Genomic DNA, 25160 nt, shown 5'->3' on the forward strand with positions numbered 1-25160 from the left:
GGCAAAATAGCAAAGAGGTTAAACCTGATGGAGAAACTGATTTGTTGTTTTGTCTTTTTGCTTTTTAGCCCAATCATAAAAATCGGCAGAATTATTGCTTTAACTTCAATAAAATCAATAAACTAGATCACCATGGCCGAAAGAATCAAAACATACAAAGAGTTTTATCAGTTTTATCTTACAGAACACAGTAAAACAGGAACCCGTATATTTCATTTTATCGGAACTTTTCTCGTATTTTTCGTTATATGGTATGTCATCAGCTCCGGAAAAGAGAGATTTTTATGGTATATTCCAATTGTAGGCTACGGATTTGCCTGGTTCAGTCATGCAGTGATTGAGAGAAATAAACCGGCTACTTTTAAATACCCTCTATGGTCTCTGATTTCAGATTTCAGACTGTTTTTTGAATTGCTTATTGGTAAACAGAAATTCTTTACATCTAATAATCAGCCTCAGAAACAGGAATAGTGTTAGGACTTTTCTCGACTTTTTTTTTCAAAAAGTTTTCCTTGTAATAATACTTACGCCTTTACATACTCTAAATGAACGTTTCATCTTTTTGTTGAATAATCAAAAAGGCGTAAGAACATCATTTATTGGGTATATTTTAAGGCGCAAGAACATTTCGACTTCGCTCAATGTGAGATTTTCGGCAAGTTGTATGTTATTATTTTTCTTGTAGTTTAAAGTTTAGATTCCTTGCTTTGCTCGGAATGACAAACGGAGTGTTGAAATTTTATCTCCGATAAAATTTTTGCGTCTTAAAAGCTTTCCCTGTAATCATACTTGCGCCTTTACGTTTTCCAACCTTTACTTTTCGATTGAGATTGCTTCACCTTCGGCTCGCAATGACTATAACCCAGTGGGATTTTACTTGTCCGAATGAAGTTTTTTCCCTCCCAGATATCCCAATGAAGGTAGCATAAATGATAATATTACTGGAACTATCAATGCCAGGCCTGATCCGTCAAGAATAACCGTTAAAGGAAAAAGGGATCCATTATAAATAATAAGTGCCAATGAAAAAAGAAGGCTATCACTATTGTTTGTAGAAAGGATATTGAAATCACTTCCAAACTGATCAAACAAACCGGAACAAGCAAATAAAAACACATTCACAAAAAACACCCATAGAACCGTTCTGTAGATCATTCCTTTTTTTGCATTCAGATAGCCTGCAAAGATGAGAAACAGGGATAATATTCCGGAAACAATATAATCCAGGCTGGACATTGCAACCTCACTGCCGGTTTTTCCAAAGAAATACATGGCATACAAAACAATATTCAGAAGATAGATTACCGTTACATAATTCATACATCAAAAATTTTACAGTTTACCATTATTTCTGTTGGTAAACGAATCATTATTAGAATAAAGAGTTTCGGCGGGCGGCGAAGCCGTCCGCCGAAACTCTAAACCTTAAATTTAAAACCCAGGTTCTATTTAAATTTTTTCTTAAAACTGAATTTAAGCATATTCATCAATCCTGGTTCAATGATATCAATTCCAAGTCCGAAATTACTGTCTGCAACGGTATGATGATCTGTTCTGAACTGTTCAAACTCACTTTGCGGAATTTCAAGATTCACCAAAGGATTGTATTCAATAGACACACTTGCCCCATTTTTATTTATTTTTTTACGGCTTTTATAGTCAAAATATGGATTGGCTATGGTGCTCTCCTGAATGGTATATTTTTCTTCAGTATCAATTTTCTGATCCGTATGCAGGTTAATTTCATATTTCTCACTGTCGAAATTATGCCAGAATGGTAAGTCTTTATGAATGAAATCTCTTGCACTTGCCTTTATAACATTTCGGTCAAAGTACATCAGAAAACGGTTTTTCTGTGGATCCACAAAATAAGGATTCTCAACAATAGCGGTATATTGAATCTTCACTTCGTTTAATCTTTTATCATCGCTTACTATATCAATTGCAGCATCTTTGAATACGTTTCGGACATCCGTTCCATTTCGGTCACCTGAATAATTAAGGGCATAGAAAAGGAAACTATTCCAACTGTCTATGATTTCTCTTTTGTTCGTACTTTTAAAATACCTACGCATAGCATTGGCCCTGTTTCCTTTGTAAGTAGTTGACAAAATAAGCTTTCCTGTATTGCCCTGAGCATTCAAGTCTACTTTCTCATCAATACAGAAATAAGGGTATTTATAAGATTTTCTTACCTGAAGTTCCTGGTCTTTTTTCACTTCCAGATAATGCATAAAATAGATAAATCCTCTATTTTCTATGAGCCCGAATTCATCACGGATGGTAGCATCAATGAAATATTCTCCCCCTTTATAATTTACTTTTACCACAACGTGGTTGAAATTCAGCAATGAGGGCAGATAGTATTTAATATAATAATCTGTATTAAAATTAACCAGCACTACAGAAGCATCTACTCCTATATAATCAAGGATTACTTTTAATAAAACTGATTTTGCCTTACAGTCTCCCTGCTTGTTTTCATAGGTTACTGACGGTTCCTGCGGCTTATGTCCGTTCATTTCATCAGCATTGAAGATATAGTAAATGTGATTCTGAACATATTCTATCGCAAACTGAAGTTTTTCATCCTGATCCGCAATAGCATCCAGTTTTTCAATCAGATTCGGAGCGAAATCCTGTAAAGAAGATTTATTGAAAATCTCATCATAGAGAGGTACGATGTAATTGGAAAGGTCTTTCCAGTTACTTTCTGTAGCAAAATCTATATAAGGGAAAATTTCACGTCCGGAATCTACAGGATTGATATAATTCTGTTCTTCAATCACGAACTGTTCTCCTTTTTTAAGATGATTAATTTCGGGCTCAAGAACATTGCCCTGTTCATCTCTGAAAAACGTCTTTTTGTAAGCAATAGTCTGGTCTCGCTCATTGATAAAAGTGAATTTAAAATTTCCATAAGCCCAATAATTATCCGGACTTACCCAAACATATTTTGAGAATTCCTTTCTTAAAAAATCACGGTCTGTAAACTCTTTTATTCTTGAATCTTCCAAAATCAGAACATCATACAGTCTGAGATCTTTAATCGTAATATTGATTTTCTTATTGCTGCTCAAAACACCTCCGCTGCTTTGGTTTTCGCTGTCGAGAACTTTAATCTTAGTATCTGGAATTTTATCAATCAGCACTCCATCTCTCAAAACACTGATCCTATGAATCTGATAGACTTCATTTTCCTCTACAATGACATCAGAAACAGAAGCTCTTTCCAGGTTTCCGGGTTCGTTCAGCGTATATGCCATGCAGACATATTCACTGTTTTCGGTGTTGCTTGTATAGTATTTTTTGTCTAAAAAGTAGCAGTAATCACGGCCTTCATCTATTTGTCTTTTGGCAAATTCGGAATCTTTGATCAGGTTTTTTATTTCTTCATCTCCGATATTTCCTGCCCACATTTCAGGTTTTTGAATCCTGTAATTTTCAACTTGCATTTGATTTTCCATATTTATTATAAGAATTATGTTTTGTGGTTGGTTTTTAATAAATTCAAATTAAATGATTAAAAAAATAAAAAGCAATAGCAGAAGTACTACAAATTCATCTGACCAATTTCGGCATGGTAATTGCGAGGTATGGGAAAAAATCAAGTTTTATGAAAAGTATAGCAACAATTCTAAAAGGGGCAGCACTCGCATTAGCATTATTCGCAATGACGCAATGTACAACCACAGCCAATGCATCCGCAGGTGATGAAAAAACATTCATCGTAGGACCACAGACAGTAGATTGTACAGGAGTAGCTCCTATGAAATGTCTGCAGGTAAAAGAAAACGTTTCCGGAAACTGGACGAATTTTTACAGCAATATCGAAGGATTTACTTATGAACCGGGGTATGAATATGTTTTAAAGGTAAAAACAGAAAAAATTGCCAATCCTCCGGCTGATGCTTCTTCCATAAAATATACACTGGTAAAACAGGTTTCTAAAACAAAAAAGAAAGAACTGGCAGCCAATGAAAAAACAATTATCGTAGGGCCACAAACTGTAGACTGTTCTGCTGGAGCAGGCCGCATGAAATGTATGCAGGTAAAAGAAAGCGTTTCTGCAGAATGGACGAATTTCTACAGCAGCATTGAAGGATTCACCTATGAACCGGGCTACGAATATGTTTTAAAAGTAAAAACAGAAAAAATCGCTAATCCACCGGCTGATGCCTCTTCCATCAAATATACACTGATTGAACAAGTTTCTAAAACGAAGAAATAATAAAAAGAGCTCCTGAAATTTCAGGAGCTCTTTTTATTTTATTTAAATCCAATTTTTAATTCTTAAAATCCAGCTTCTTTTTGAGGAGGATCAGGATATTTCCCTTTTGTAGCCTCTCCTACCGTGTTTGCTGTTGTCATCGCGACTACAAGATCATTCAACATTCCGCTCGCAGCAGTAGGCGAATTGGGAAGAAGTACAAGATTACTTCTGCTGCTCGCTCCTACCGAATGTAAAGTATCATAATGCTGGGTCACTACAATAAGTGCTGATGCTTCGTGAGAATTGATATCCACATTGTTCAGCATTCTTACAGATTCTTCAAGCCCTTTTGCAATTTCTCTTCTTTGATCTGCAATCCCCTGTCCTTGCAATTTTTTAGATTCTGCTTCTGCTTTTGCAACGGCTACAATACGGATTCTTTGTGCTTCGGATTCATATTCTGCAGCAGTTTTTTCTCTTTCTGCAGCATTAATTCTGTTCATGGCATGTTTTACCTGCTCATCCGGATCAATATCTGTTACCAAAGCTTTGATAATATCATAACCATAACTATTCATAGCTTCCTGAAGCTCACCTTTTACAGCAATTGCCACATCATCTTTTCTTACAAATACATCATCCAGCTTCAGCTTTGGAACTTCTGCTCTTACCACATCAAAAACAAATGAAGTAATTTGATTTTCAGGATTTTCCAAACGATAATAAGCATCTCCAACCTGCTCTCTAATCACCTGATACTGAACGGAAATTTTCATTTTGATGAAAACGTTGTCCAATGTTTTCGTATCAATCATTACATCCAGCTGCTGAATTCTCAAATTCAGTCTTTTTGCAATCTGATCTATAATTGGCAACTTAAGATGAAGACCAGAATGTTTTACAGCCCGAAATTTCCCAAAGCGCTCAATAATAGCCGCTGTTTCCTGCTTAACCACAAAAAACGAAGCGAATAAAATAATAAGCCCGAAGAAAATAACGGGCGCTAAATATATACCCATAGTTTTAATTTTTTTAATATGTCGTCACAAATCCTGTTTTGTTAAAAACATTGTTGTTCGTGCTTGCTTAAATATAGGAAAAATAAATGTAAAACCGGAAATATAATCCACAGAAAATCAGTGCTGCAACGGCTAAATTATTTTTTAAAATTAAAATTATTCTTAAAAACTCTTACTTTTGAATATTCATTACAAACCATGACCGATTCTAAAGAAATATTAAAAGATCATATCTCCAAATTCACTTCTCTTACGGAAGAGCAGCTGGATTATGTTTTTGGGCATTTTAATCTGATGAGTTTAAAGAAAGGGCAAAGCCTGATCTCAGAAGGTGATTTTGTGAACCATGAATATTTTGTTATTGAGGGTTGCCTGAAAGCTTTCTATCTTAACGACAGTATGAAAATGTTTATTCTCCAGTTTGCGATGCCTACGTGGTGGGTGACCGATTTTGATGCGCTTTACAGCAAAACAAGGGCTACTATCAATGTAGACTGTATTACAAATGCCACCATCCTGTCTATTTCCAATGAAGACAGGGAAAAGATATGTAATGAAATTCATGAGGTGGAACATTTTTTCAGATGGAGAACCAACAAAGGATACGTTGCTGCGCAGAAACGTCTGCTTTCTTTTATGAATAATGATGCCAAATTCAGGTATGAAGAACTTCTATCCATGTACCCGCAGCTGTACAATCTGGTTCCGAAACACCTGATTGCCTCTTATTTGGGAGTGACCAGAGAAACGTTGAGCAGACTTCATCAATAATTTACCTCTTTAAAATCCCTTCTATTTTGTGAGGTACATCACGTAAGTCTTTCTTCCGATCGGCTGAACTTTGTGTCAATATTTAAACCCAATAAAAATGGACACAAAAAATTTTAAAGTCAATAAAGAAAATAGCACCATCGAGTGGATCGGAAGAAAAGTAACCGGCGCTCACAATGGAACTATTGGTGTAAAAGAAGGAAGCTTTACATTAGGAGAGGAAAAATCTTTATCAGGAAAATTCACAATAGATACCCGAAGTATCAAAATCCTTGATATTGATGACACAGAAACGAATACTCAATTTGCCCATCATCTGGCTTCTGATGATTTCTTTAATTCTGAACAGTTTCCCGAAGCTCATTTCGAGATCACTCATGCAGAACCCGGTGATGAAAATCTTTATTATGTAAAAGGAGATCTTACCATAAAAGGAATTACGCATCCTATCGACACCAGCCTTGAGATTGTAAAAGCGGACAATACAGCTATTCTTAAAACCAAAATCGTAGTTGACAGAACGAAGTTCAATATCAAATTCAGGTCTTCTAATTTCTTCACCAACCTTGGTGATACATTGATCTACAACAATTTTGATTTAAATATTCATCTTGTTGCGGAAGCTTATTAATTCAAATAACCTTAAAAATTTACCATCATGCCATTCATCAAAGTAGATGTGCTTCGCGAAGATCTTAACCGCGAAACAAAACAACAATTAATCAGAAAAATCAGTGAAGCTGTAACTTCAGTTTTGAATAAAGATCCTCATTTAACTCATATTGTCATCAACGAAATTGAAGATGATAACTGGGGATATGCCGGAGAACAGGTTTCAGTGTTAAAAGAACAGGGATTTTCAACAGAAAAAAAATAAATCAGCAATGGAAAAGCAAACCGTAATCATAACAGGAGCATCTTCAGGAATAGGATTGGAAACTGCCCGTTATTTCTTAGACAGAGGTGATCATGTCATCATCAATTCACAAACAGCATCCAAACTGGAGGAAGTGTATCACGAATTGGGAGCTGGAGAAAATCTGGCGATGGTTGCCGGAAATGTTTCAGACAAGGCAACGGGTGAAGCGCTGGCTCAAACTGCTTTGGAAAGATTTGGATCAATTGATGTCCTTATCAATAATGCCGGAATCTACGAGAACAAACCATTTTTAGACGTTACTGAAGACTATCTGGATCGTTTTTTAACAACAAACTTAAAAGGAACATTCTTCACAACGCAAGCTGTCATTCCTCATATGATCAAACAAAAAGATGGTGTAGTGATCAATGTAGGAACACCATTGGTATATCATGCGATTGCAGAGTCTCCTTCTACAGCACCTATTTCGAGCAAAGGAGCCATTCATGCGCTGACTTTACAGCTGGCTGCAGAATTTGGAAAAGACAATATAAGAGTCAATACAGTTGCTCCGGGTTTAATCAGAACGCCGATGCATGGTGCAGACCTTGATCATAATGCAGGAATTCATCTGATCAATCGTATTGGTGAACCGGAAGAAGTTGCCCAAATGATCCATGCAATTGCTAAGAACAAATTAATTTCCGGAGCCATCATCAATGTGGACGGAGGCATGGGAGCCGGACATCACTTATCATGAAACTATCATTAATTATAGCATGGCTGTTCAGCTTTCCGTTGAGTGGCTATGCACAAAATGTAAAGGATATGAAAACCAATCAGACCTCAGAAACTGAAATAAGAAATGTCATAGAGAATTGTTATTTCAAAGGAATTTATGAAGGAAATACAGAACTTCTTGCAAAAGCTTTTTATAAAGGCGTTTTACTTTTCGGAGACGTCAACGGAGTTTCTTATTTCAAAACTTCAGAACAATATATTGAAGGAGTAAGAAACCGTGTAAGTCCTGAAAAATCAGGAAAGGAATTTAAAGCTGAAATTATTTCAATTGACATCATTAATTCAATTGCTGTCGCAAAATTAAACGTCAAAATGTATGATTTTAATTATTATAATTTCATAACTTTCAATCACATCGATGGAAAATGGCTAATCATTAACAAGACATTGACCAATGTGCAACCTTAATTCAAATTTTTAACTCAAATCAGTACAGTCATGTGGAATAAAAATAGGATTACGGAATTATCAGGGATTGAATATCCCATCCTGCAAGGCCCTTTTGGCGGAGGTCTTTCTACCGTTGAACTAACAACCACGGTAAGTAACCTTGGAGGATTGGGAGGTTTTGGAGCGTATACTTTGTTACCACAGGAGATCTATGACATTCACACAGCCATACAATCCCAAACGGACAAACCTTATAACCTTAATCTCTGGGTAAACGATCATGATATTATTGACGAAGAACACACAAAAGAACAATATCAAAAGGCGGTTGAAGCTTTTAAACCTTATTTTGAACTTTTGCAAACGGATATTCCTACGCCACCACTCTCTTTTAAATCCAGATTTCAAAATCAGCTGGATATGGTTTTTGATATAAAGCCTAAAGTTTTCAGCTTTATGTTCGGATTGCTTGATGAAAATATCATCGAAGATCTTCATCGGCAGGGCACTGTTGTATTGGGAAATGCCACAACGCTGGATGAGGCAGTTGCTCTGGAAAAAACAGGAGTGGATGTAATTGTAGCTTCCGGCTTCGAAAGTGGCGGCCACAGACCTTCATTTCTGGATCAGGCAGAACTTTCTACAACTGGAACTTTTGCTTTGATTCAATTAATTAAGGATAGGGTAAAAATTCCTGTAGTAGCTGCCGGAGGAATTGCCAACGGCCGTGGAATTGCGGGGGCTTTCAAACTGGGTGCTGATGCCGTACAGATCGGAACTGCATTTCTGGCCACTGAAGAATCTGGAGCATTACCAATACACAAAGCGTTTTTATTTTCTGATGCAGCATCTACTGCGCTTTCCAGAGCGTATACAGGTAGATTAGGCCGTGGAATTACTACAAAAATCACAAGAGATATATTGGCTGCAACGGACAAAACATTGCCGTTTCCTTTGCAGACTCATTTTATGGGAGCATTGAGAAAAGCTGCTTTGGAACAGCAAAAGTATGATTTGGTATTCTTCTGGTCTGGTCAGATTGCACCCCTTTTAAAGCATAAAAAAGCCTCCACTTTAATGAAATCATTAATAGAAGAGGCTTCTGAATTATTACAATAAATAGAATTTACACCGTCATTCCGATGTCTATTCCTTTAATTTTTCTATACAAATCGGTAGCATAATTATCAGTCATTCCGGAAACGAAATCAATGACTCCCAGCACTTTCTGATAATCAGTTCCGTCCTTATAAATAAATTGCTTTGGAATTAATTTCAAAGCTTTTTCATCATAGGATTTTCTTTGACCATCAGGCTTCAGAATGGAAGGAATAAAATGATCCAGCAATTCATACATTACATTATACCCGGCATTTTCAATTTCAACAACCGCTTTATGATTGTAAATTTTTTCTACTGAGAAACTTTCAATATCCTGTAATGCTTTATTTTCTTTTTTATAAATATCAAGTAAACCGTTGCCAAGATTTCCTTCAAGAATCGTCTCAAAGTTATGCTTGTACATCGCAATTGATTTATTGATTAATGCATTGATTACTTTTGCTCTCAAATAAGAAATCTGTTCATTTTCATTGGAGATAGAGCTTAGCTTTTTTTCAATTCTCTGAACATCATCTGTTTCCGATTTTACCAGCTCGAAAAATAAGTTTTTACAGTCTGCTGTGGAAACAATACCCAATCTGTGGGCATCTTCCATATCAATAATATTGTAGCAAATATCGTCAGCCGCTTCCACCAGCCATACAAAAGGATGTCTTTTGAAAATATGAGGTTCTTCACTTTCAGAAATAAGTTGGGTTCCTTTGGCAATTTCCAGGAATATATCTTTTTCGTTCTGGAAAAACCCGAATTTCTTTCTGTGAATAATTCCTTTTTTCTTTGCCACCGCTTCACACGGGTATTTTGCAATACTTGCCAATGTGGAGAACGTCAGTTGAATACCTCCTGCATCTTTCCCTTGTTGCTGCTGCGCCAATACTCTGATGGCGTTTGCATTTCCTTCAAAATTTACCAGATCCGCCCACTCTTTTTCATTGAATTTTGATTTCAGATCTTTTTCATTTCTTTCAAAATAGCTTGCAATGGCATCTTCACCAGAATGTCCGAATGCAGGATTTCCCACATCATGACACAAACATGCTGCAGCAATTACATTTCCTAAATTATAGAGATAAAAATTCTTTGAATCTTCAGTAAGTTCATTTTTAAAATCTTCAGCAATAAATTCACCGATAATACTTCCTAAACTTCTTCCTACGGATGATACCTCCAAAGAATGCGTAAGTCTGTTGTGTACAAAAACACTTCCGGGAAGAGGAAAAACCTGCGTCTTATTCTGCAGTCTTCTGAAGGCCGAAGAGAAGATAATTCTGTCGAAATCTCTTTGAAAATCAGTTCGTGAAGCCTTTGTCTGTGGATTGTTTCCTGTACGTTGATTGGTGAAAATCTGGTTTAAATTCATCATTTTTCAAAATTACTCCAAATTTTAATTGTACGGAATAGTATTTAGATTTTTATTAAACAGATCTGTCATTCAAAAAATCTATTATAATAAACGTTTTTTAGGGATCGGAAAACTTGAGTAAATATTCTACTTTTGATACAACTAATACAATTGAAGAATATTTTTGATTCTTCTTTCAAATTTTAAATTCTTTATAACTATGACAGACAATACATGGCTCAACAGATGGGACGAAAGGTACAGCAGCGAAGAGTTTGCGTATGGAACAGAACCCAACAATTATCTGAGAGAACAACTCTCCCGATTAACTCCCGGAAAAATACTTTTTCCTGCAGAAGGAGAAGGCCGAAATGCCGTTTTCGCAGCCACACAGGGATGGCAGGTTTCCGCTTTCGATATCAGTGCTAATGGAAGAAGTAAAGCGTCACAGCTGGCTGAGCAACAACAAACGACCATTGATTATCAGGTAGGAGAACTTTCTACTTTGAATTATCAGAAAGAGCAGTTTGATGCTATTGCTCTTATCTATGCTCATTTTCCGGGCGCTATCAAATCTTCTATTCATCAGATGCTGAATCAATATCTTCGTAAAGGAGGTTTTATTATTTTCGAAGCTTTCAGTAAGAATCATCTTGAATATATTGCAAAGAACGAAAAAGTGGGTGGTCCAAAAGATATTGAATCATTATTCTCTATTGAAGAAATCAAAGCTGATTTTCCGGATTATGACATTATTGAATTAGAAGAAACAGAAATTGAGCTGAATGAAGGATTATTCCACAACGGAACGGGTTCTGTGATTCGTTTTGTAGGACAAAAATTAGTGTAATTTTTAATTTTTGGCTAAAGCCATTGAAAGATTTGATTCAATAGAAACGAGCTAAAGCTCGTTTCTATTGAATCATAATATTGTATTTCTCTCCCACTGATTACACAGATTTTTTGATTGCTTGAGTGATATTTATTATTACTCATTACCTATTACTCATAAATCAATCTGAGTTAAGAAGTCCTCCGGCAAATTTTGTAAAGAACTCGGCTCTGTATACTTCTCCAAGAGGAATTTCGGAGTCTTCGATGTATATATTATGATTGTCAAATGAATCTATAAAATTCATATTCACCACGTAGGATTTACTTACTCTGATAAAGGTTTCACCGGATATTTTCTGATGAATGGTTTTTAAATTCATTGCCGTGATCAGCTTTTGCTGCTTTGTATGAATCACCACATAGTCTTTAAGCCCTTCTATAAACTTAATATCCGAAAAACTGATCTTATAAAATCTTCGTTCTGCTTTGATGAATAAAAAGTCTGCAGTATTAGATTCTACTGTATTTTTCACAGTATCTTTAGACAATAGTTCGGTGTAAAGTATTGCTTTTTCAATTGCTTTTTCCAGTCTTTGGGGATCAATAGGTTTCAGGAGATAATCAACAGCTTCCAGTTCATAACTTTTCAATGCATATTGAGAATAGGCAGTGGTAAAAATGATCAGGGATTTTTTCGGGAGCATTTCTGCAAACTCAAGACCTGTCACCATTGGCATTTCTATATCCAGAAAAATAAGATCTACATCATTATCCTTAAGAAACTCAAGAGCAGACGGAGCATTGGAAAATTCGCCAAGGATATCAATATTGGAGATTTCAGCGATCAGCGACCTCATTTCGGATCTTGCCAAAGGTTCATCATCTATTATAATACAATTCATCAAACGGGAATTTTTAAATTTACACTATATTCTTTATCACCGGATTCTATCTGAAGGCCAAAAGTATCACTATAGAGAAGTTCCAGTCTTCTGGTGATATTGGCAAGCCCCAATCCACTATTTTTCTTATCTGAAAGAATATAGTCAGCACTTCTGGAATTCACACATCTGAAATAAAGCTGTTTGTTTTCAATATTAATTTCTATTTTTACATAAGATTCTCCCCCACTGAGATCTACACTGTGTTTTACCGCATTTTCAACAAAAGTTGTGAACAGATTGGGTGGAATAAAAGTGCTGTTAATTATTCTTCTATCAACATCCGCATAAATATCAAAAGAAAAATTATCACGTCTTATTTTTTCAAGATTTAAAAAGTTGGAAAGAAAATCAATTTCTGAGGTCAGTAAAGTTTTTTCTTCACTATTTTCATAGAGCTGGTATCTGAGAAATTCGGAAAGCTTTACAATCACTACCGAAGCTTTTGCCGGATCTGTTCTTATCAATGCTTTGACATTATTAAGCATATTGAACAGAAAATGAGGGTTAATCTGATTTCTAAGTTCATTCAGTTCCATACTCATCGTAAGATTGCTCAGTTCATTGATCCTTTTATTATCACTGATCCATTTCTGCAACAGTTTTATGGTGGTGGTGGTCATGATAATCGGAATACACATCAAAACTCCTTCATAAATTCCTCCTTTTTCATTTTCCCTAAGAATATTTTTCACTCTGAATTCTTCAAAGAAAAGTTTAAAACCATATCCGATAAAATTGAGCCCCATTATTCCCATCAGAACAAGCAAAGCAAGATAGGTGACATATTTTGTTTTAAAGAAAAACCGCGGAACCAATACATATATATTAATGTAAACCATAGTAATCAGAACCGCATACACAAAGAATAAAACATAGTACTGATAGATCCCTGCATACCAATGCCAGAACCTCGCACTGTAGATTAAGACGAAAAAGAAGATCAGAAACAGTAGATGTCTTCGGAATCCATACTTCGCTTCCACCAAAAAATCCATTACAAAGGTTTCTTCAAATTTCCACGGGCTGTATTTCATACGATAGACTCATTTTATGATTAACAAAAATAGACAATAACGTAAATTATAACTATTTTATTATACAAAACCTGCATTTTTTTATACCAATTATCAGCTTCCCTGATTTTGTATAAAATACCAGCCGTTTCGTATAAAAACAAATTCACGCGCTGCTTTTCTCTATTCCTTTGTACTGTAAAATGAATCCATATGGAATTAACCTCTTTTCACGAACTGACTCAGGAAATATCACTAGAATGCTTTTTTATGACTGAATCTCAACAGGAAGAAAAAGTAATACAGCTCATTGATTTACATCATTTCGTAGAATGTTTTGATCCGAAAATGAAAATCCTCAGCTACCTCCATCATCCTATTAATATTGTAGAACAGAACGGAGATAAAAAAGGAATTCTGTTTTGTGATCTTAAGCATTCTCCTGTACCTGACAGCAATGCTTCTGAGGAGTTTAGAAGAAGATACGGCCTTTCAGAACTCTGGTTTGTTTTTGTAGAGGAAACCTTTGTATCGGATACTTCCTTCTATACGGATGCTATTACTGAAAACAGTCTGGACATCTTCTATGACAGGATTTTTACATTCAGTTTTTTCCAATCTGTAATTCAACCATTAAAATAAACTGCCCATGAAAACATTGAGAAGAATGCTTGTACCACTGGCAATCCTCCCTTTTAAAAACATGATTTATGCCCAGAAAAAAGATAGTATTCCGTTGAAAGTCCGCGCTTTTTTTGCTGATAAAATTCCACAGGCGCGAAATTTCAATCTTGAATACACATTCGTTACTCCATCCTCTTTCTCTTCACAACTTCAGGGGAAGGATCTGCCGGATAACAAGGTGAAAAGTTTTCAGCAAGTGAAAGCGGATGCCAATATTTACTTTATCAAGAACAGAAGCTGGCTTTTGAGTACAGCCCTGAGCTACCGCTACACTTCCATCAGAAACGAAAATTCAGTCATCCCCGGAACGGAAGGTGAAGAAACCTTCCATTATCATTCGGAAGCCATCAATCTGAGTTATTTTTCAAGATTGTTTAAAAAGACTGCTATTTACTCTGCAAGCATTTCTACGGATGGAAGTGATCAGCGTTTTGAACGTATCAGAGGATTGGTTACGGCTTCATTGATTTTAAAAGCAACTCCAAAAACAAAAATGAGCCTCGGGCTGGCAGGTATTATTGACCCAAGTACCCAGATTCCTGTGCTGCCTGTCTTCACGTATGAAAACAGGTTCAATAACGGATGGGTACTGGATATCCTGCTTCCGAAAAAAGTACTGGTAAGAAAAGATATTGCTGCAAACGGAAGGATATCTTTGGGAACGGAGATGGATAATATTTCTTTTTATACCTACCGAAATAATAACACCTATGAATTCCGGCAGGTTGCTCTCAATTCCGGGGCTATTTATGAGCACAATCTTGGAGGAAATTTCATCGGAACTTTTAAAACAGGGCTCAGAGCTAATATTAATTCCAGGGCTTTTAACAAGCAGGAATCCTTTAATGATTATATATGGAAAGGAACTTATAAACCTTCATTCTATTTCAATGTTGGTATTTCCTATAACCCTTTTGAAAGACGAAGAGTAAAATAAGATCAATCGGTCATTCAATTTTAAAGTTTTCTAACTCATTATCAGGACCTGAAAAAAAATATTAAAAAAAAATTAAAATTTCTACCTATCGGGATTTAACCATTCATCCAAAATATAATCAAAACTTCAGAAAACACAAATTAAGAGTATTCTCATTCATAAAAATCTTATTACCACTTATGCGAATGGTTTATGAAAATGATTTCGGGATTTCCCTTTAAGAATTGAATAAAATTGAATATGGCAGTACCTAAACAGATATTTCAGACTTTTATAACAAAAAAACTTCCTCTGATTACGCGTTATCATATCTGGAATATGAAAAGAAAGAATCCGGAATACAAGTATTACTTTTATGATGATCAGGATATAGAAAAGTTTCTCACAGAAGAATTTCCACCCCAATATATTGAAACGTATCGTAAACTGAAAATTGGTGCTTCAAAAGCTGATTTTTTCAGATATGCTGTCTTATATAAGAAAGGAGGTGTATATCTGGATGTCGACAGCAGTATTATCAAACCGTTCAGAGAATTGATTAAGGATAATGATGAAGCTGTAATCAGTGTAGAAAGACACGAAAATCTGTATGTTCAATGGGCGCTTATATTCAATAAAAATCATCCTTTTCTGAAGAAAACATTAGAACTGATGATAGATAATATAAACAGTCACCGATATCCACATAATATCCATGCTACTACAGGTCCTACTGTATTCAGCAATGGAATAAGGGAATCATTAGAGGAAAATCCGACAATTCCTTTTACATTATTTAGCGGCATTGAATTCCGCGGATATTTAAAGTTCAAATATAAACTGGGAAAGTTTTTTTTATACAAAACAAGGGCACAACATTGGAAACAGATGGAAAAGCGCCATGAGATTATTTTCTAGTGAGTACCCATTTTTGAAAATACATTAATAATAATCACTCCGATTATAATCAAAGCAATACCAATAATGGCAGGCAGGTCCGGAACCTGCTTGAATGCTAATACTCCTATCACCGTTATAAAGACAATTCCTACTCCGGACCAAATGGCATAGGTAATCCCTACCGGGATATGCCGAAGCGTAAGGCTCAAAAAATAGAAAGCACAGGCATATCCGATGGCGGTTACTACAGATGGCCACAGTTTGGAGAATTCCTCAGATTTCTTCAGGAAAGTAGTAGCGATGATCTCAAATATAATCGCCAAAGCAAGAAAAATATAACTGCGTCCCATAAATTCATTCTTTATACAAAAGTAACGAAAGCACATCGGTAATTCCAAAAAGGACACAAATATGATCATCTCTTTATTCCCAAGAATGCAGCTGTTTCTCTCCTTTCTAATACTTTATGAAAAGCGGCTTTTTAACATCCATTAATACGGCTATCTACTACACAGGCACTTAACACAATTTAAGTACCTTATTTTCAATTACATTGATCATTCAAATATGCTAAAAAAACAGGTCATTGTATCAACTTATTTATCTGTCATGGCATAAAATTACCATTTCACCATGTCATGAAATGTGACACCTGATAAAAATTTCAAGGTAAAAATCAGGATGAAAAATAAGTTTTCTTAACATAAAAAATCCATTTCAGGTGAAAATTAAAGTTCACAAAATACACTTTACGGCAATATTATGCTAAGCATTATTTATTATTTGTTTTATCAACTCCAATATAGAAGTCAGGAAACAGTTACCGTTTTAATAAAATTTTACAGAGAGAATAATAAAAGTATTAATAAATTTTCAATAATGCATTAATTTAATGTAAACAAAATTTCACCAATAAATGAACAACAACCACTGTAATACACTGATATACATCATAACTATTTACTTTGGCACGTGATTTGAAAGTAGTAATATTGCAATTGAAAGATTGATAAAAAAAAGTCAAATAATTAAAAATAATATAAAATGGTAACTTATATCGGTATCGCAACAGGTTTAGTAGTAATTGCTTCTTATTTAATGACAGTAAGAAGAGAAAGAAACTAATTTTAAAATAAATAAGCCTATAGAATATCTATACTAATTATATTGTTTTATGTTTTTAGTCTGAGAGATCAGATTGCTCTTTTACCATCGGGTAAAAGGGCCCAAAAACATAAGCAGAAAGATCTTAGTTTCATAACAAATTTTAATATCCAAATGAGAAAAGCCGGTCGCAAGTCTGGCTTTTCTTTTTTTATTGAACTTTTTCCCACAGATCTCGCTGATTTTCACAGATTGTTTTTAATACTGATTTTCCCCAATCATTCATCATTTATCATTCACTTTCCGCTGGACCAGATGTTTATTATTATTCAGGATTTCTTCCAGCATTCAATAAAGCTTTATCTTTGCTTATTCAATAATCCTTTTAAACGTCATTATGAATCTGTACAACCTCATTATTCAGGATAAAGAACAGGTAAGCCTTAACGAGGTATTTCTCAATACAAACAACAGGGATCAGCTTGTACAGCTGATCAAGGAACATAACTACATCAAAGAACTGCAGGAATACGGTCTTCCGGTTAATAATAAAATTCTGGTCCAGGGAAGTTCAGGATGTGGGAAAACAATGACCGCAAAGGCTATTGCTAACGCTTTAGGAAAAAACATTATGATCCTGGATCTGAGCAATATTGTTTCATCACGAATTGGCGAAACATCTCAAAACATCAAAATGATCTTTGATAAAGCAGGACGTGAAAGATCTGTCCTTTTTCTTGATGAATTGGATCAGATTGGAAAAGCAAGAGGCAGTGATGATAAGGATGTGGGTGAAATGAGAAGACTGGTGAATACTCTGATTCAACTGATTGATTATTATCCTGAACACGCACTTTTGCTTTGTGCTACGAATCATCCTGAGATAATTGACACAGCCCTTTTAAGACGTTTCCAGTTGAAAATTAATTACGAAATGCCTTCTGCTGAAATTCTGGATACGTTTTACGATCAATTGCTGGCAAAGTTTCCTGAAGAGATGAGAACGGTTGAAAGAAAATATTCTATTTCTTTTGCCGAAGCTAAGGATTATGCTTTAACGGCTGTGAAAGCTGCTTTAATTAACAAACTGGAAGCCAAGGAAATCATTCCATCATGAAAGAAGATATCCTCCACAATCTCACTATCATCCACGAACGGATAAAAAATGCCTGTGAAAAATCAGGAAGGAGAACTGATGAAGTTAGATTATTACTGGCAACCAAAACCGTTTCTTCAAATCGTATCAAAATCGCGCTGGAATATGGCCAGACCTTAATTGCTGAAAACAAGGTACAGGAATTGAAGGAAAAATATGAGGATCTCAAGGATATTCCTCATGAAAACCATTTTATAGGACATCTCCAGACCAATAAAATCAAAGATATTCTGAAATATGATGTTTCATGCATTCAGTCTCTTGATCGTCCGGAGCTGGCTGAAAAACTTCATCAAAAGCTTTCAACCGAAAACAGAACGATAGATGTTTTAATTCAAGTGAATACGTCCAATGAAGAGAGTAAATTTGGAGTTGATCCCAATGAAGCAATCGAACTTATCAAAAAGGTTTCCCACTACTCTACTTTGAGGATAAAAGGCTTAATGACGATTGGTTTATTCAGTGCCGAAACCGAGAAAGTAAGAGCATGTTTTAAAATCCTGAAAAAACTTCAGCAAGACATTATCCAAGAAAATATTCCCACCGTAAAAATGAAAGAGCTTTCCATGGGCATGAGCGGAGATTTGGAAACAGCCATTGAAGAAGGTGCTACAATTGTTCGGGTGGGAACCGCTGTTTTTGGAGCGAGAATCTACCCGGACAGCTATTATTGGGATGAAGAAAAGGCTTAAATTATCTATCAAAAAATCACAAACGAAAATTAAATTAAGATTTATTACAACACTTTCATAGTCTACAAATTCGGTATACTTTTTGATATAAACATTTCATAACCAAACAAATGCATTTATGAATAAAAAATTACTATCGGCATGTCTATTAATGACATTATTATTCTTTTTTTCATGTGAAAAAGAAAACCCACAGATAAAAAGTGGAATTTCAATTGAAACCATTTCAATTATAACCTGCGTTACAATGGGCTTGGCAATTTTACTGGCTTATACCGTTAAAAGAAGATAACAAACCAGAATTTAAATACTAAGGCACCTCTCAATTTTTGGGAGGTGGTTTTGTTTTAAAAACATGTATTAATTGATTGTTATTTCACCAAAACCTAATAAACATGCTCCGCAAAGTCTCCTGACTTTGAGGCAAATAAAAACTACGAAAAAATAAACAATTTACAACTCCGTTAATTATCTTTGATAAAAAACCAAATATGAAAGAATGTTGAAGGAAAAGGATGACATGATGTCTAGACTAGAACAAATGATCAAAGAAAAATAAAGATATCGTCGAGCTTTGAGATTGCTTCGCTTTGCTCGCAATGACTATAAAACAAAAATCCCTCTCATTGCTGAAAGGGATTTTTTATAGTTAAAAAACTGAGATTACATATAAGCTTCAATAGGCTCACAAGTACATACCAAGTTTCTATCTCCGTAAGCTTCATCTACTCTTGATACAGAAGCAAAGAATTTGTGGTCTCTTACCCACTCCAGCGGATAAGCTGCCTTTTCTCTGCTGTATGGTTTATCCCAAGAATCAGAGATTACCAGTTGTTCTGTGTGAGGAGCGTTTTTCAATACGTTGTTTGCTGCATCTGCTTCTCCATTAGCAATTTCATCGATTTCTTTTTTGATAGAGATCAATGCTTCTGCAAAACGGTCAATTTCAGATTTGCTTTCAGATTCTGTAGGCTCAATCATCAATGTACCTGCAACAGGGAAAGAAACGGTAGGAGCATGGAAACCATAATCCATTAATCTCTTCGCTACATCAGCCACTTCAATTCCTAAGGATTTGAACTGACGGAAATCTACGATACATTCGTGAGCTACTCTTCCGTTTTCATTTGAATATAAGATTGGGAAATGCTCTGCTAAAATTTCTTTCAGGTAATTAGCATTCATGATCGCGTGTCCTGTAGCCTTTTTAAGACCTTCAGTTCCTAACATTTTGATATAAGAATAAGAGATGTTAAGAATTAATCCTGAACCGTATGGTGCAGCAGAAATACCTTCGATAGCTTCTTTAGACCCGATTCTGATATTCGCGTTAGAAGGAAGGAAAGGTACTAAGTGTTTAGCAACACAGATTGGACCTACTCCAGGACCTCCACCTCCGTGAGGAATTGCGAAAGTTTTGTGAAGGTTAAGGTGGCAAACGTCTGCTCCGATGTTTCCAGGACTTGTAAATCCTACCTGAGCGTTCATATTCGCACCATCCATATATACTTGCCCTCCATGTTCGTGGATAAGGTTGGTAATTTCTTTAATGTTAGCATCAAAGAATCCGTAAGTAGAAGGATAAGTGATCATTACAGCTGATAAGTTTGCTGAATGAAGTTCTGTTTTAGCTTTAAGATCTTCGAAGTCGATTTCCCCGTTTTCAAGGTTTTTCACGACTACGATTTTCATTCCTGCCATTGCAGCAGAAGCTGGATTTGTTCCGTGAGCAGACTGAGGAATCAATACTACATTTCTGTGGTGGTCTCCTCTTGAAATGTGATATTCTCTGATCACCATTAATCCTGCATATTCACCCTGAGCTCCAGAGTTTGGCTGAAGAGAAGTTCCTGCAAAACCTGTAATTTCTGCTAAGTCTTTCTCTAATTCACGGATCATTTCCTGATATCCTTCAGCCTGGTTTACAGGTACAAATGGGTGAACAGCTCCCCAGTTTTCCCATGAAAGCGGTAACATTTGAGTTGCTGCGTTCAGTTTCATGGTACAAGATCCTAAAGAAATCATTGAATGAGTCAATGATAAGTCTTTTCTCTCAAGACGCTTGATGTAACGCATCAATTCTGTTTCCGTATGGTATTTGTTGAATACAGATTCTGTAAGAATTTCATCTTTTCTTAAATTTTCTTCAGGAATACTGTATCCTTCTTTGATTTCTAATTTGAAGGTCTGCTTGTCTTTAAACTGAGCGAAAGAGGCCATCAGATCATTTAATTTCTCTAATGTTGTACTTTCGTTGATCGCAATACTTACTACCCCTTCTGTGAAGTAGTTTAGGTTTAGTCTGTGATCAAGCATCAATCTTACCAATCTTGCTTTCTCTTCTTCAGGCATAGTCATCTTTACAGTATCGAAGATAGGCTCTTCTACTACCTGATATCCTAATGCTTTAAGACCATTTTTCAAAGCATTTGCCTTAAAGTGGATCTGATCTGCGATATAGTTTAATCCTTTTGGTCCGTGGTAAACAGCATACATCCCTGCCATTACTGCCAATAGAACCTGAGCTGTACAGATGTTTGAAGTAGCTTTTTCTCTTTTGATGTGCTGCTCTCTTGTCTGTAATGCCATTCTTAATGCACGTCTTCCGTACATATCCTGAGAAACCCCGATGATTCTTCCCGGGATATCTCTTTTATAATCTTCTCTACAAGCAAAGAAAGCTGCGTGAGGACCTCCATATCCTAATGGGATACCAAATCTCTGTGTAGTACCTACCGCACAGTCAGCACCCATTTCTGCAGGAGACTTTAATTTAACCAAAGCCATCGGGTCACAAGCAACTGCCACCTGAAGATCAAGTTTTTTGTATTCTACGATATCTTCAGTATAATCCAGAACGATTCCGTTTTTACCAGGATATTGTAATAAAACTCCATAATAAGAACCATCAAACTGGTGCGTTTTATGATCTCCTACTACGATTTCTATTTCTAAACCTTCAGCTTTTGTTTTTAAAACAGAAACTGTTTGAGGAAGTACAAGGTCAGAAATAAAGAATTTGTTAGCTCCTGCTTTTTTCTGATCCTTCGTTCTGTTGTTGAAGAACATATGCATTGCTTCAGCTGCAGCAGTAGACTCATCCAAAAGTGATGCATTGGCTAATGCAAAACCTGTAAGGTCACATACTACAGTCTGGAAATTAAGAAGAGCTTCAAGTCTACCCTGTGCAATTTCTGCCTGGTAAGGTGTATAAGCAGTATACCAGCTAGGGTTTTCAAAAATATTTCTTTGAATTGCTGAAGGCAAAAGTGTATTATGGTATCCAAAACCGATATAACTCGTATAATCTGTATTTTTTGATGCCAATTCTTTTGAATGGTTCAACATTTCGTATTCAGAAAGTGGTTCCGAGATCTCAAGATCTTTCTCTAAACGGATAGAAGATGGGATGGTTTGAGAAATTAACTCTTCAATACTAGAAACGCCAAGTTTTTCCAACATCGCCTGCTTATCGGCTTCATTAAGGGAAATGTGACGGCTCACAAACTGTTCTGTATTCATTTTTATTTATTAGATTTTGTTTGTAAAAAGATTCGTAAAATTACGATTTTTTAAGCGATTTCACAACATAGAAAAAAGGCAGACATTTTCTTAAAAATTCTTAAAATTCCGGGATAAAGTCTTTTCAAATGTTAAAAAACAAAAATAATTATATCACTGTTTAATGAATTTCATTTTAGAAAAATTAAATTCTAAAGAATATTCCTTTTATTTTTTGTCCATTTTTTTGATTTCCATCTTCCAAATACCTCATAAAAACATTAAAATTTTCGCTTAAGGTATTTCTAACAGCATTTGTACATTCGTGCAAACAATCACGGTAAGGTGAAAAAAAACTGATCACAAACTATGAAAATTTTTAAAATTAATCACTGATAAATTCAATTTCACATGAGAACATAATTTATATACCACATCAATAGATTACGCAGATGATGAGAAAAAAAATGAGCAGGCATATCATGCCCGCACGGATTACTATTGTTTTGATTTTATTTCAGGCAAAGGCAAATGCCCAAATAGCTATCGCGAATACTGAACCAGATGCTTCCGGAAGAAAATGGTCTGCTTATCTAAAAGGATTTGTACAAACAGATGCGATGCTGAACTTTCAGGAAATGGGAGCTAAAGACGGGATTGTGGCTCCCTCTATTGTTATCCCGCAGCATAATTCAATGTCCAGTTATTTCAGTGTAAGACAATCCCAAGTGGGGTTAGGTTTTAAACAGACTGATCAAAATGGAGACTCTCCGGTTTCTGCTTATGTAGAAATTGATTTATATGGATCTAACGGAACTACTTCTCCTAGATTAAGACATGCCTATGTTCAATGGAAAAAATGGTTAATAGGCCAAACGTGGAGCAATTTCAGTGATTCTGAGATTTTCCCCAATATATTTGATTTTAACGGAGCCAACGGAGCAATGCTTAACCGTTCCATGCAAGTTCGATACACAGAAAAGCTTTCTGATAAAGAGACTTTATCTTTCTCATTGGAAGATCCGGGAAAAGTAAGTATGACAATACCAGGCAATCATACTGAATGGAAGAAAAAAAGCCTGATCCCAATTGTAACGGGTATGTATCGTTATGGAAATACCAAAGATTATGTAAAGTTGGGTGGTACACTATCTCCTGTTAATTATGAGAATCAGGAAAAAGGGTATACAAAAATAGGATTTGGAGGAATTGTTTCGCTCAGAAAATATGTGAATGGTCTTGATAATTTCAGATTTCAGACTTCATACGGAAAAGGGGTTGCAAGGAATAACCTTGTTTTGAGCGGAGAAGGTTATGATGCTGTTTTTGATCCACAGCGCAATACAGCAGAAACGTTAAGCCTTTTCAATATAGTAGGAATCTATGAGCATTGGTGGTCTCTTAAATGGAGCTCTGTGGTTTATTATAGTTATTCACAGATGGGTTCCAATTCGGCGGTTACCAATAGCATGATGAAACGTTTTCAGAATGCGGCAATCAATCTTATTTATAAGCCTTATAAAAATCTGAGAATAGGAATGGAAGGAAATTATGCAATGACTGAAAATTTTGGAGAGATGAAAGCGAATGCCTTCAGACTGCAGTTTTCAACTTCATTTTCATTTAAATAATGCCCCTATTGCAGGTCTAATTTTCAGGCCTGCAATTTTTTATGAAATTTTATTAATTATATTTATTCTAAATTAATATATTTGCAACATGAATATGATTGTCCCATTTAAAGTTCCGCCTTTGGCGCCTTACTCATTCAATAACGAAGAGATGTTCTGTGAAAAGAAGTCTTGCTGCAAAAAGTTCAAGAAAGGAAAAAGATGTAAAAAGTGCCCTGGAAGAAAGAAAATGGCATAATCAGCTGAAATTTCTGATCAGCATATAAATAGCAATTGCTATAATGATGATTCCCCAGATCAGCATCATTATTTTAGGCTGGCCTGTTTTATTGATTCTCGTTCTTGGTTGCGGTTTAAACATTTCTTCTACCGAATTTTTGAACTTTTCAGAATCATTTTCAAAAACTTCTGTAATGGTAATTCCCTGTACTACCGTTTTGTGTAAAAGTGAATTGGTTACATGAAGCAGAAGCTGGAATTTTCCATCTTTAAATTCTGTGATCTTAAAGATCCTTTCTCCATACGGCTTTTCTAATCCGAAAGGCAATACCTTCACTACATCGGCATTACTCGTCTGCCAGTTGATGATAATCTCCTCCCCTTTTTTCGCATGAATTTTATTTGCTGTAAAAGTTTTGATTGCAGGCGGAATATTATACCTGAAACTTCGCTGATGATTTTCAAGATTTTGATCATAAGCACGTCTTCTGACAGAATCACTCAAGGTTTCATAAGCTTCCTGAATCTCACGGAATCGGTCTGCAAAAAAATCGTCATTGTCGTTTTTATCGGGATGATATTTTAAGGACAGTTTTCGATACGCTTTTTTGACGTCTTCTTCAGAAGCATCCTGGGATATGCCGAGAAAATAGTAGTAATCTTTCATTGAGCATTACAAAAATAAGGATTTATTTTTCTTTGTGTTTGATATTTATCACAAAAATTTTGTTGGAAAATAGGGGTTATAAAGTCATTGCGAATCAAAGATAAAGCAATCTTAATATGATTTATAAAGCTGTCTGTTGGAAAACACAAAGGCGCTAAAAATTCTATAAGGCGGGTGCTGCTAAGGCGCAAGGATTTTATTTCCGATAAAATTGTACTTCTCTAAAAATGACGTGCATAATTTTATAGCAACTTTGTCATTCCGAGCAAAAACTGAAGGTTTTCGAACGTAGTTCAAAGGAATCTCAACTTTCTGTTAAAGATTTTTTCCCACAGATTTCACAAATCACACAGATGATTACATATAATTATCTTCAATACTA

The 25160-nt window shown here is 35.5% G+C and carries 25 protein-coding genes; 16 read left to right on the forward strand and 9 right to left on the reverse strand.

Features of this window, described 5'->3' with window-relative positions; all coding sequences use genetic code 11:
- Positions 1 to 132 precede the first annotated feature (132 nt).
- Positions 133 to 471 (forward strand): DUF962 domain-containing protein, encoded by a 339-nt coding sequence (locus CQ046_RS17820; RefSeq protein WP_105703576.1) that lies wholly within the window; start codon positions 133 to 135, stop codon positions 469 to 471.
- A 402-nt stretch (positions 472 to 873) separates the two neighbouring features.
- On the opposite strand, the gene CQ046_RS17825 is transcribed toward CQ046_RS17820, so the two are convergent.
- Both CQ046_RS17825 and CQ046_RS17830 read right to left on the reverse strand, forming a co-directional pair.
- Positions 874 to 1320 (reverse strand): hypothetical protein, encoded by a 447-nt coding sequence (locus CQ046_RS17825; RefSeq protein ID WP_105703577.1) that lies wholly within the window; start codon positions 1318 to 1320, stop codon positions 874 to 876.
- Between the two features lie 125 nt (positions 1321 to 1445).
- Positions 1446 to 3467, reverse strand: coding sequence for a hypothetical protein (locus CQ046_RS17830; protein ID WP_105703578.1), 2022 nt, complete (start codon positions 3465 to 3467; stop codon positions 1446 to 1448).
- A 149-nt stretch (positions 3468 to 3616) separates the two neighbouring features.
- On the opposite strand from CQ046_RS17830, the gene CQ046_RS23935 reads away from it, so the two are divergent.
- Positions 3617 to 4231, forward strand: coding sequence for a DUF4377 domain-containing protein (locus CQ046_RS23935; RefSeq protein ID WP_228406989.1), 615 nt, complete (start codon positions 3617 to 3619; stop codon positions 4229 to 4231).
- A 62-nt stretch (positions 4232 to 4293) separates the two neighbouring features.
- Here the strand turns inward: CQ046_RS23935 and CQ046_RS17845 are convergent, their stop codons facing one another.
- Positions 4294 to 5232, reverse strand: coding sequence for an SPFH domain-containing protein (locus tag CQ046_RS17845; RefSeq protein ID WP_105703579.1), 939 nt, complete (start codon positions 5230 to 5232; stop codon positions 4294 to 4296).
- Between the two features lie 198 nt (positions 5233 to 5430).
- On the opposite strand from CQ046_RS17845, the gene CQ046_RS17850 reads away from it, so the two are divergent.
- From CQ046_RS17850 to CQ046_RS17875, 6 genes are all read left to right on the forward strand, one after another.
- Positions 5431 to 6003, forward strand: a complete 573-nt coding sequence (locus CQ046_RS17850; protein ID WP_105703580.1) for a Crp/Fnr family transcriptional regulator — start codon at positions 5431 to 5433, stop codon at positions 6001 to 6003.
- 97 nt (positions 6004 to 6100) lie between these two features.
- Positions 6101 to 6634 (forward strand): YceI family protein, encoded by a 534-nt coding sequence (locus tag CQ046_RS17855; protein WP_105703581.1) that lies wholly within the window; start codon positions 6101 to 6103, stop codon positions 6632 to 6634.
- A gap of 27 nt (positions 6635 to 6661) precedes the next feature.
- Complete coding sequence (locus CQ046_RS17860) at positions 6662 to 6880, forward strand: tautomerase family protein (RefSeq protein ID WP_047377560.1); 219 nt, start codon at positions 6662 to 6664, stop codon at positions 6878 to 6880.
- A gap of 7 nt (positions 6881 to 6887) precedes the next feature.
- Positions 6888 to 7622, forward strand: a complete 735-nt coding sequence (locus CQ046_RS17865; RefSeq protein ID WP_105703582.1) for an SDR family NAD(P)-dependent oxidoreductase — start codon at positions 6888 to 6890, stop codon at positions 7620 to 7622.
- Complete coding sequence (locus tag CQ046_RS17870; protein WP_105703583.1) at positions 7619 to 8071, forward strand: nuclear transport factor 2 family protein; 453 nt, start codon at positions 7619 to 7621, stop codon at positions 8069 to 8071. The genes CQ046_RS17865 and CQ046_RS17870 overlap by 4 nt, the downstream gene beginning before the upstream one ends.
- A 30-nt stretch (positions 8072 to 8101) precedes the next feature.
- Positions 8102 to 9172: an NAD(P)H-dependent flavin oxidoreductase gene (locus CQ046_RS17875; RefSeq protein WP_105703584.1), complete on the forward strand. Its 1071-nt coding sequence runs from the start codon at positions 8102 to 8104 to the stop codon at positions 9170 to 9172.
- A gap of 7 nt (positions 9173 to 9179) precedes the next feature.
- On the opposite strand, the gene CQ046_RS17880 is transcribed toward CQ046_RS17875, so the two are convergent.
- A complete protein-coding gene (locus tag CQ046_RS17880) occupies positions 9180 to 10535 on the reverse strand; it encodes a deoxyguanosinetriphosphate triphosphohydrolase (protein WP_105703615.1) in 1356 nt (451 codons plus the stop codon).
- A 202-nt stretch (positions 10536 to 10737) separates the two neighbouring features.
- Between CQ046_RS17880 and CQ046_RS17885 the strand changes: the two genes are divergently transcribed.
- Complete coding sequence (locus CQ046_RS17885) at positions 10738 to 11367, forward strand: class I SAM-dependent methyltransferase (RefSeq protein WP_105703585.1); 630 nt, start codon at positions 10738 to 10740, stop codon at positions 11365 to 11367.
- Positions 11368 to 11530: 163 nt separating this feature from the next.
- On the opposite strand, the gene CQ046_RS17890 is transcribed toward CQ046_RS17885, so the two are convergent.
- Positions 11531 to 12253 (reverse strand): LytR/AlgR family response regulator transcription factor, encoded by a 723-nt coding sequence (locus CQ046_RS17890; RefSeq protein ID WP_105703586.1) that lies wholly within the window; start codon positions 12251 to 12253, stop codon positions 11531 to 11533.
- On the reverse strand, positions 12253 to 13329 hold the full coding sequence (locus CQ046_RS17895; RefSeq protein ID WP_105703587.1) for a sensor histidine kinase: 1077 nt from the start codon (positions 13327 to 13329) through the stop codon (positions 12253 to 12255). Before CQ046_RS17895 ends, CQ046_RS17890 begins: the two co-directional genes overlap by 1 nt.
- A gap of 192 nt (positions 13330 to 13521) precedes the next feature.
- Between CQ046_RS17895 and CQ046_RS17900 the strand changes: the two genes are divergently transcribed.
- The 3 genes from CQ046_RS17900 to CQ046_RS17910 all read left to right on the forward strand — a co-directional run bounded on the left by CQ046_RS17900 (position 13522) and on the right by CQ046_RS17910 (position 15826).
- Positions 13522 to 13950, forward strand: a complete 429-nt coding sequence (locus CQ046_RS17900; protein WP_105703588.1) for a hypothetical protein — start codon at positions 13522 to 13524, stop codon at positions 13948 to 13950.
- Positions 13951 to 13957: 7 nt separating this feature from the next.
- A complete protein-coding gene (locus tag CQ046_RS17905) occupies positions 13958 to 14929 on the forward strand; it encodes a hypothetical protein (protein ID WP_105703589.1) in 972 nt (323 codons plus the stop codon).
- 240 nt (positions 14930 to 15169) lie between these two features.
- A complete protein-coding gene (locus CQ046_RS17910; protein WP_105703590.1) occupies positions 15170 to 15826 on the forward strand; it encodes a glycosyltransferase family 32 protein in 657 nt (218 codons plus the stop codon).
- On the opposite strand, the gene CQ046_RS17915 is transcribed toward CQ046_RS17910, so the two are convergent.
- Positions 15823 to 16158, reverse strand: a complete 336-nt coding sequence (locus CQ046_RS17915) for a DMT family transporter (RefSeq protein WP_105703591.1) — start codon at positions 16156 to 16158, stop codon at positions 15823 to 15825. The two genes, CQ046_RS17910 and CQ046_RS17915, sit on opposite strands and share 4 nt — an antisense overlap.
- A 1151-nt stretch (positions 16159 to 17309) precedes the next feature.
- Between CQ046_RS17915 and CQ046_RS17925 the strand changes: the two genes are divergently transcribed.
- The 3 genes from CQ046_RS17925 (at position 17310) to CQ046_RS23675 (ending at position 19052) form a co-directional block, all read left to right on the forward strand.
- On the forward strand, positions 17310 to 18029 hold the full coding sequence (locus CQ046_RS17925) for an AAA family ATPase (protein WP_105703593.1): 720 nt from the start codon (positions 17310 to 17312) through the stop codon (positions 18027 to 18029).
- Positions 18026 to 18760 carry a YggS family pyridoxal phosphate-dependent enzyme gene (locus CQ046_RS17930; RefSeq protein WP_105703594.1) on the forward strand — a complete coding sequence of 245 codons (735 nt, stop codon included), beginning with the start codon at positions 18026 to 18028 and terminating at the stop codon, positions 18758 to 18760. The genes CQ046_RS17925 and CQ046_RS17930 overlap by 4 nt, the downstream gene beginning before the upstream one ends.
- Before the next feature lie 118 nt (positions 18761 to 18878).
- Entirely contained in the window at positions 18879 to 19052 is a 174-nt protein-coding gene (locus CQ046_RS23675) for a hypothetical protein (protein WP_165790548.1), read from the forward strand.
- A gap of 371 nt (positions 19053 to 19423) precedes the next feature.
- On the opposite strand, the gene gcvP is transcribed toward CQ046_RS23675, so the two are convergent.
- A complete protein-coding gene (gene gcvP / locus CQ046_RS17935) occupies positions 19424 to 22282 on the reverse strand; it encodes an aminomethyl-transferring glycine dehydrogenase (protein WP_105703595.1) in 2859 nt (952 codons plus the stop codon).
- Between the two features lie 446 nt (positions 22283 to 22728).
- Between gcvP and CQ046_RS17940 the strand changes: the two genes are divergently transcribed.
- Complete coding sequence (locus CQ046_RS17940) at positions 22729 to 23892, forward strand: DcaP family trimeric outer membrane transporter (protein ID WP_165790549.1); 1164 nt, start codon at positions 22729 to 22731, stop codon at positions 23890 to 23892.
- A 238-nt stretch (positions 23893 to 24130) separates the two neighbouring features.
- Here CQ046_RS17940 and CQ046_RS17945 read toward each other — a convergent pair whose 3' ends face one another.
- Positions 24131 to 24778, reverse strand: a complete 648-nt coding sequence (locus CQ046_RS17945) for a J domain-containing protein (protein WP_105703597.1) — start codon at positions 24776 to 24778, stop codon at positions 24131 to 24133.
- Positions 24779 to 25160 lie beyond the last annotated feature (382 nt).

Origin of the sequence: Chryseobacterium sp. MYb7 (assembly GCF_002979455.1) — a bacterium.
GTDB lineage: Bacteria > Bacteroidota > Bacteroidia > Flavobacteriales > Weeksellaceae > Chryseobacterium.

Coding starts and splice junctions, on each gene's coding strand:
- CQ046_RS17930 (WP_105703594.1), top strand. CDS start 18,026: ATGAAAGAAGATATCCTCCACAATCTCACTATCATCCACGAACGGATA.
- CQ046_RS17820 (WP_105703576.1), top strand. CDS start 133: ATGGCCGAAAGAATCAAAACATACAAAGAGTTTTATCAGTTTTATCTT.
- CQ046_RS17915 (WP_105703591.1), bottom strand. CDS start 16,158: ATGGGACGCAGTTATATTTTTCTTGCTTTGGCGATTATATTTGAGATC.
- CQ046_RS17940 (WP_165790549.1), top strand. CDS start 22,729: ATGAGCAGGCATATCATGCCCGCACGGATTACTATTGTTTTGATTTTA.
- CQ046_RS17895 (WP_105703587.1), bottom strand. CDS start 13,329: ATGAAATACAGCCCGTGGAAATTTGAAGAAACCTTTGTAATGGATTTT.
- CQ046_RS17860 (WP_047377560.1), top strand. CDS start 6,662: ATGCCATTCATCAAAGTAGATGTGCTTCGCGAAGATCTTAACCGCGAA.
- CQ046_RS17845 (WP_105703579.1), bottom strand. CDS start 5,232: ATGGGTATATATTTAGCGCCCGTTATTTTCTTCGGGCTTATTATTTTA.
- CQ046_RS17890 (WP_105703586.1), bottom strand. CDS start 12,253: ATGAATTGTATTATAATAGATGATGAACCTTTGGCAAGATCCGAAATG.
- CQ046_RS23675 (WP_165790548.1), top strand. CDS start 18,879: ATGAATAAAAAATTACTATCGGCATGTCTATTAATGACATTATTATTC.
- CQ046_RS17945 (WP_105703597.1), bottom strand. CDS start 24,778: ATGAAAGATTACTACTATTTTCTCGGCATATCCCAGGATGCTTCTGAA.
- CQ046_RS17925 (WP_105703593.1), top strand. CDS start 17,310: ATGAATCTGTACAACCTCATTATTCAGGATAAAGAACAGGTAAGCCTT.
- CQ046_RS23935 (WP_228406989.1), top strand. CDS start 3,617: ATGAAAAGTATAGCAACAATTCTAAAAGGGGCAGCACTCGCATTAGCA.
- CQ046_RS17875 (WP_105703584.1), top strand. CDS start 8,102: ATGTGGAATAAAAATAGGATTACGGAATTATCAGGGATTGAATATCCC.
- CQ046_RS17880 (WP_105703615.1), bottom strand. CDS start 10,535: ATGAATTTAAACCAGATTTTCACCAATCAACGTACAGGAAACAATCCA.
- CQ046_RS17905 (WP_105703589.1), top strand. CDS start 13,958: ATGAAAACATTGAGAAGAATGCTTGTACCACTGGCAATCCTCCCTTTT.
- CQ046_RS17865 (WP_105703582.1), top strand. CDS start 6,888: ATGGAAAAGCAAACCGTAATCATAACAGGAGCATCTTCAGGAATAGGA.
- CQ046_RS17830 (WP_105703578.1), bottom strand. CDS start 3,467: ATGGAAAATCAAATGCAAGTTGAAAATTACAGGATTCAAAAACCTGAA.
- CQ046_RS17850 (WP_105703580.1), top strand. CDS start 5,431: ATGACCGATTCTAAAGAAATATTAAAAGATCATATCTCCAAATTCACT.
- CQ046_RS17825 (WP_105703577.1), bottom strand. CDS start 1,320: ATGAATTATGTAACGGTAATCTATCTTCTGAATATTGTTTTGTATGCC.
- gcvP (WP_105703595.1), bottom strand. CDS start 22,282: ATGAATACAGAACAGTTTGTGAGCCGTCACATTTCCCTTAATGAAGCC.
- CQ046_RS17885 (WP_105703585.1), top strand. CDS start 10,738: ATGACAGACAATACATGGCTCAACAGATGGGACGAAAGGTACAGCAGC.
- CQ046_RS17910 (WP_105703590.1), top strand. CDS start 15,170: ATGGCAGTACCTAAACAGATATTTCAGACTTTTATAACAAAAAAACTT.
- CQ046_RS17900 (WP_105703588.1), top strand. CDS start 13,522: ATGGAATTAACCTCTTTTCACGAACTGACTCAGGAAATATCACTAGAA.
- CQ046_RS17855 (WP_105703581.1), top strand. CDS start 6,101: ATGGACACAAAAAATTTTAAAGTCAATAAAGAAAATAGCACCATCGAG.
- CQ046_RS17870 (WP_105703583.1), top strand. CDS start 7,619: ATGAAACTATCATTAATTATAGCATGGCTGTTCAGCTTTCCGTTGAGT.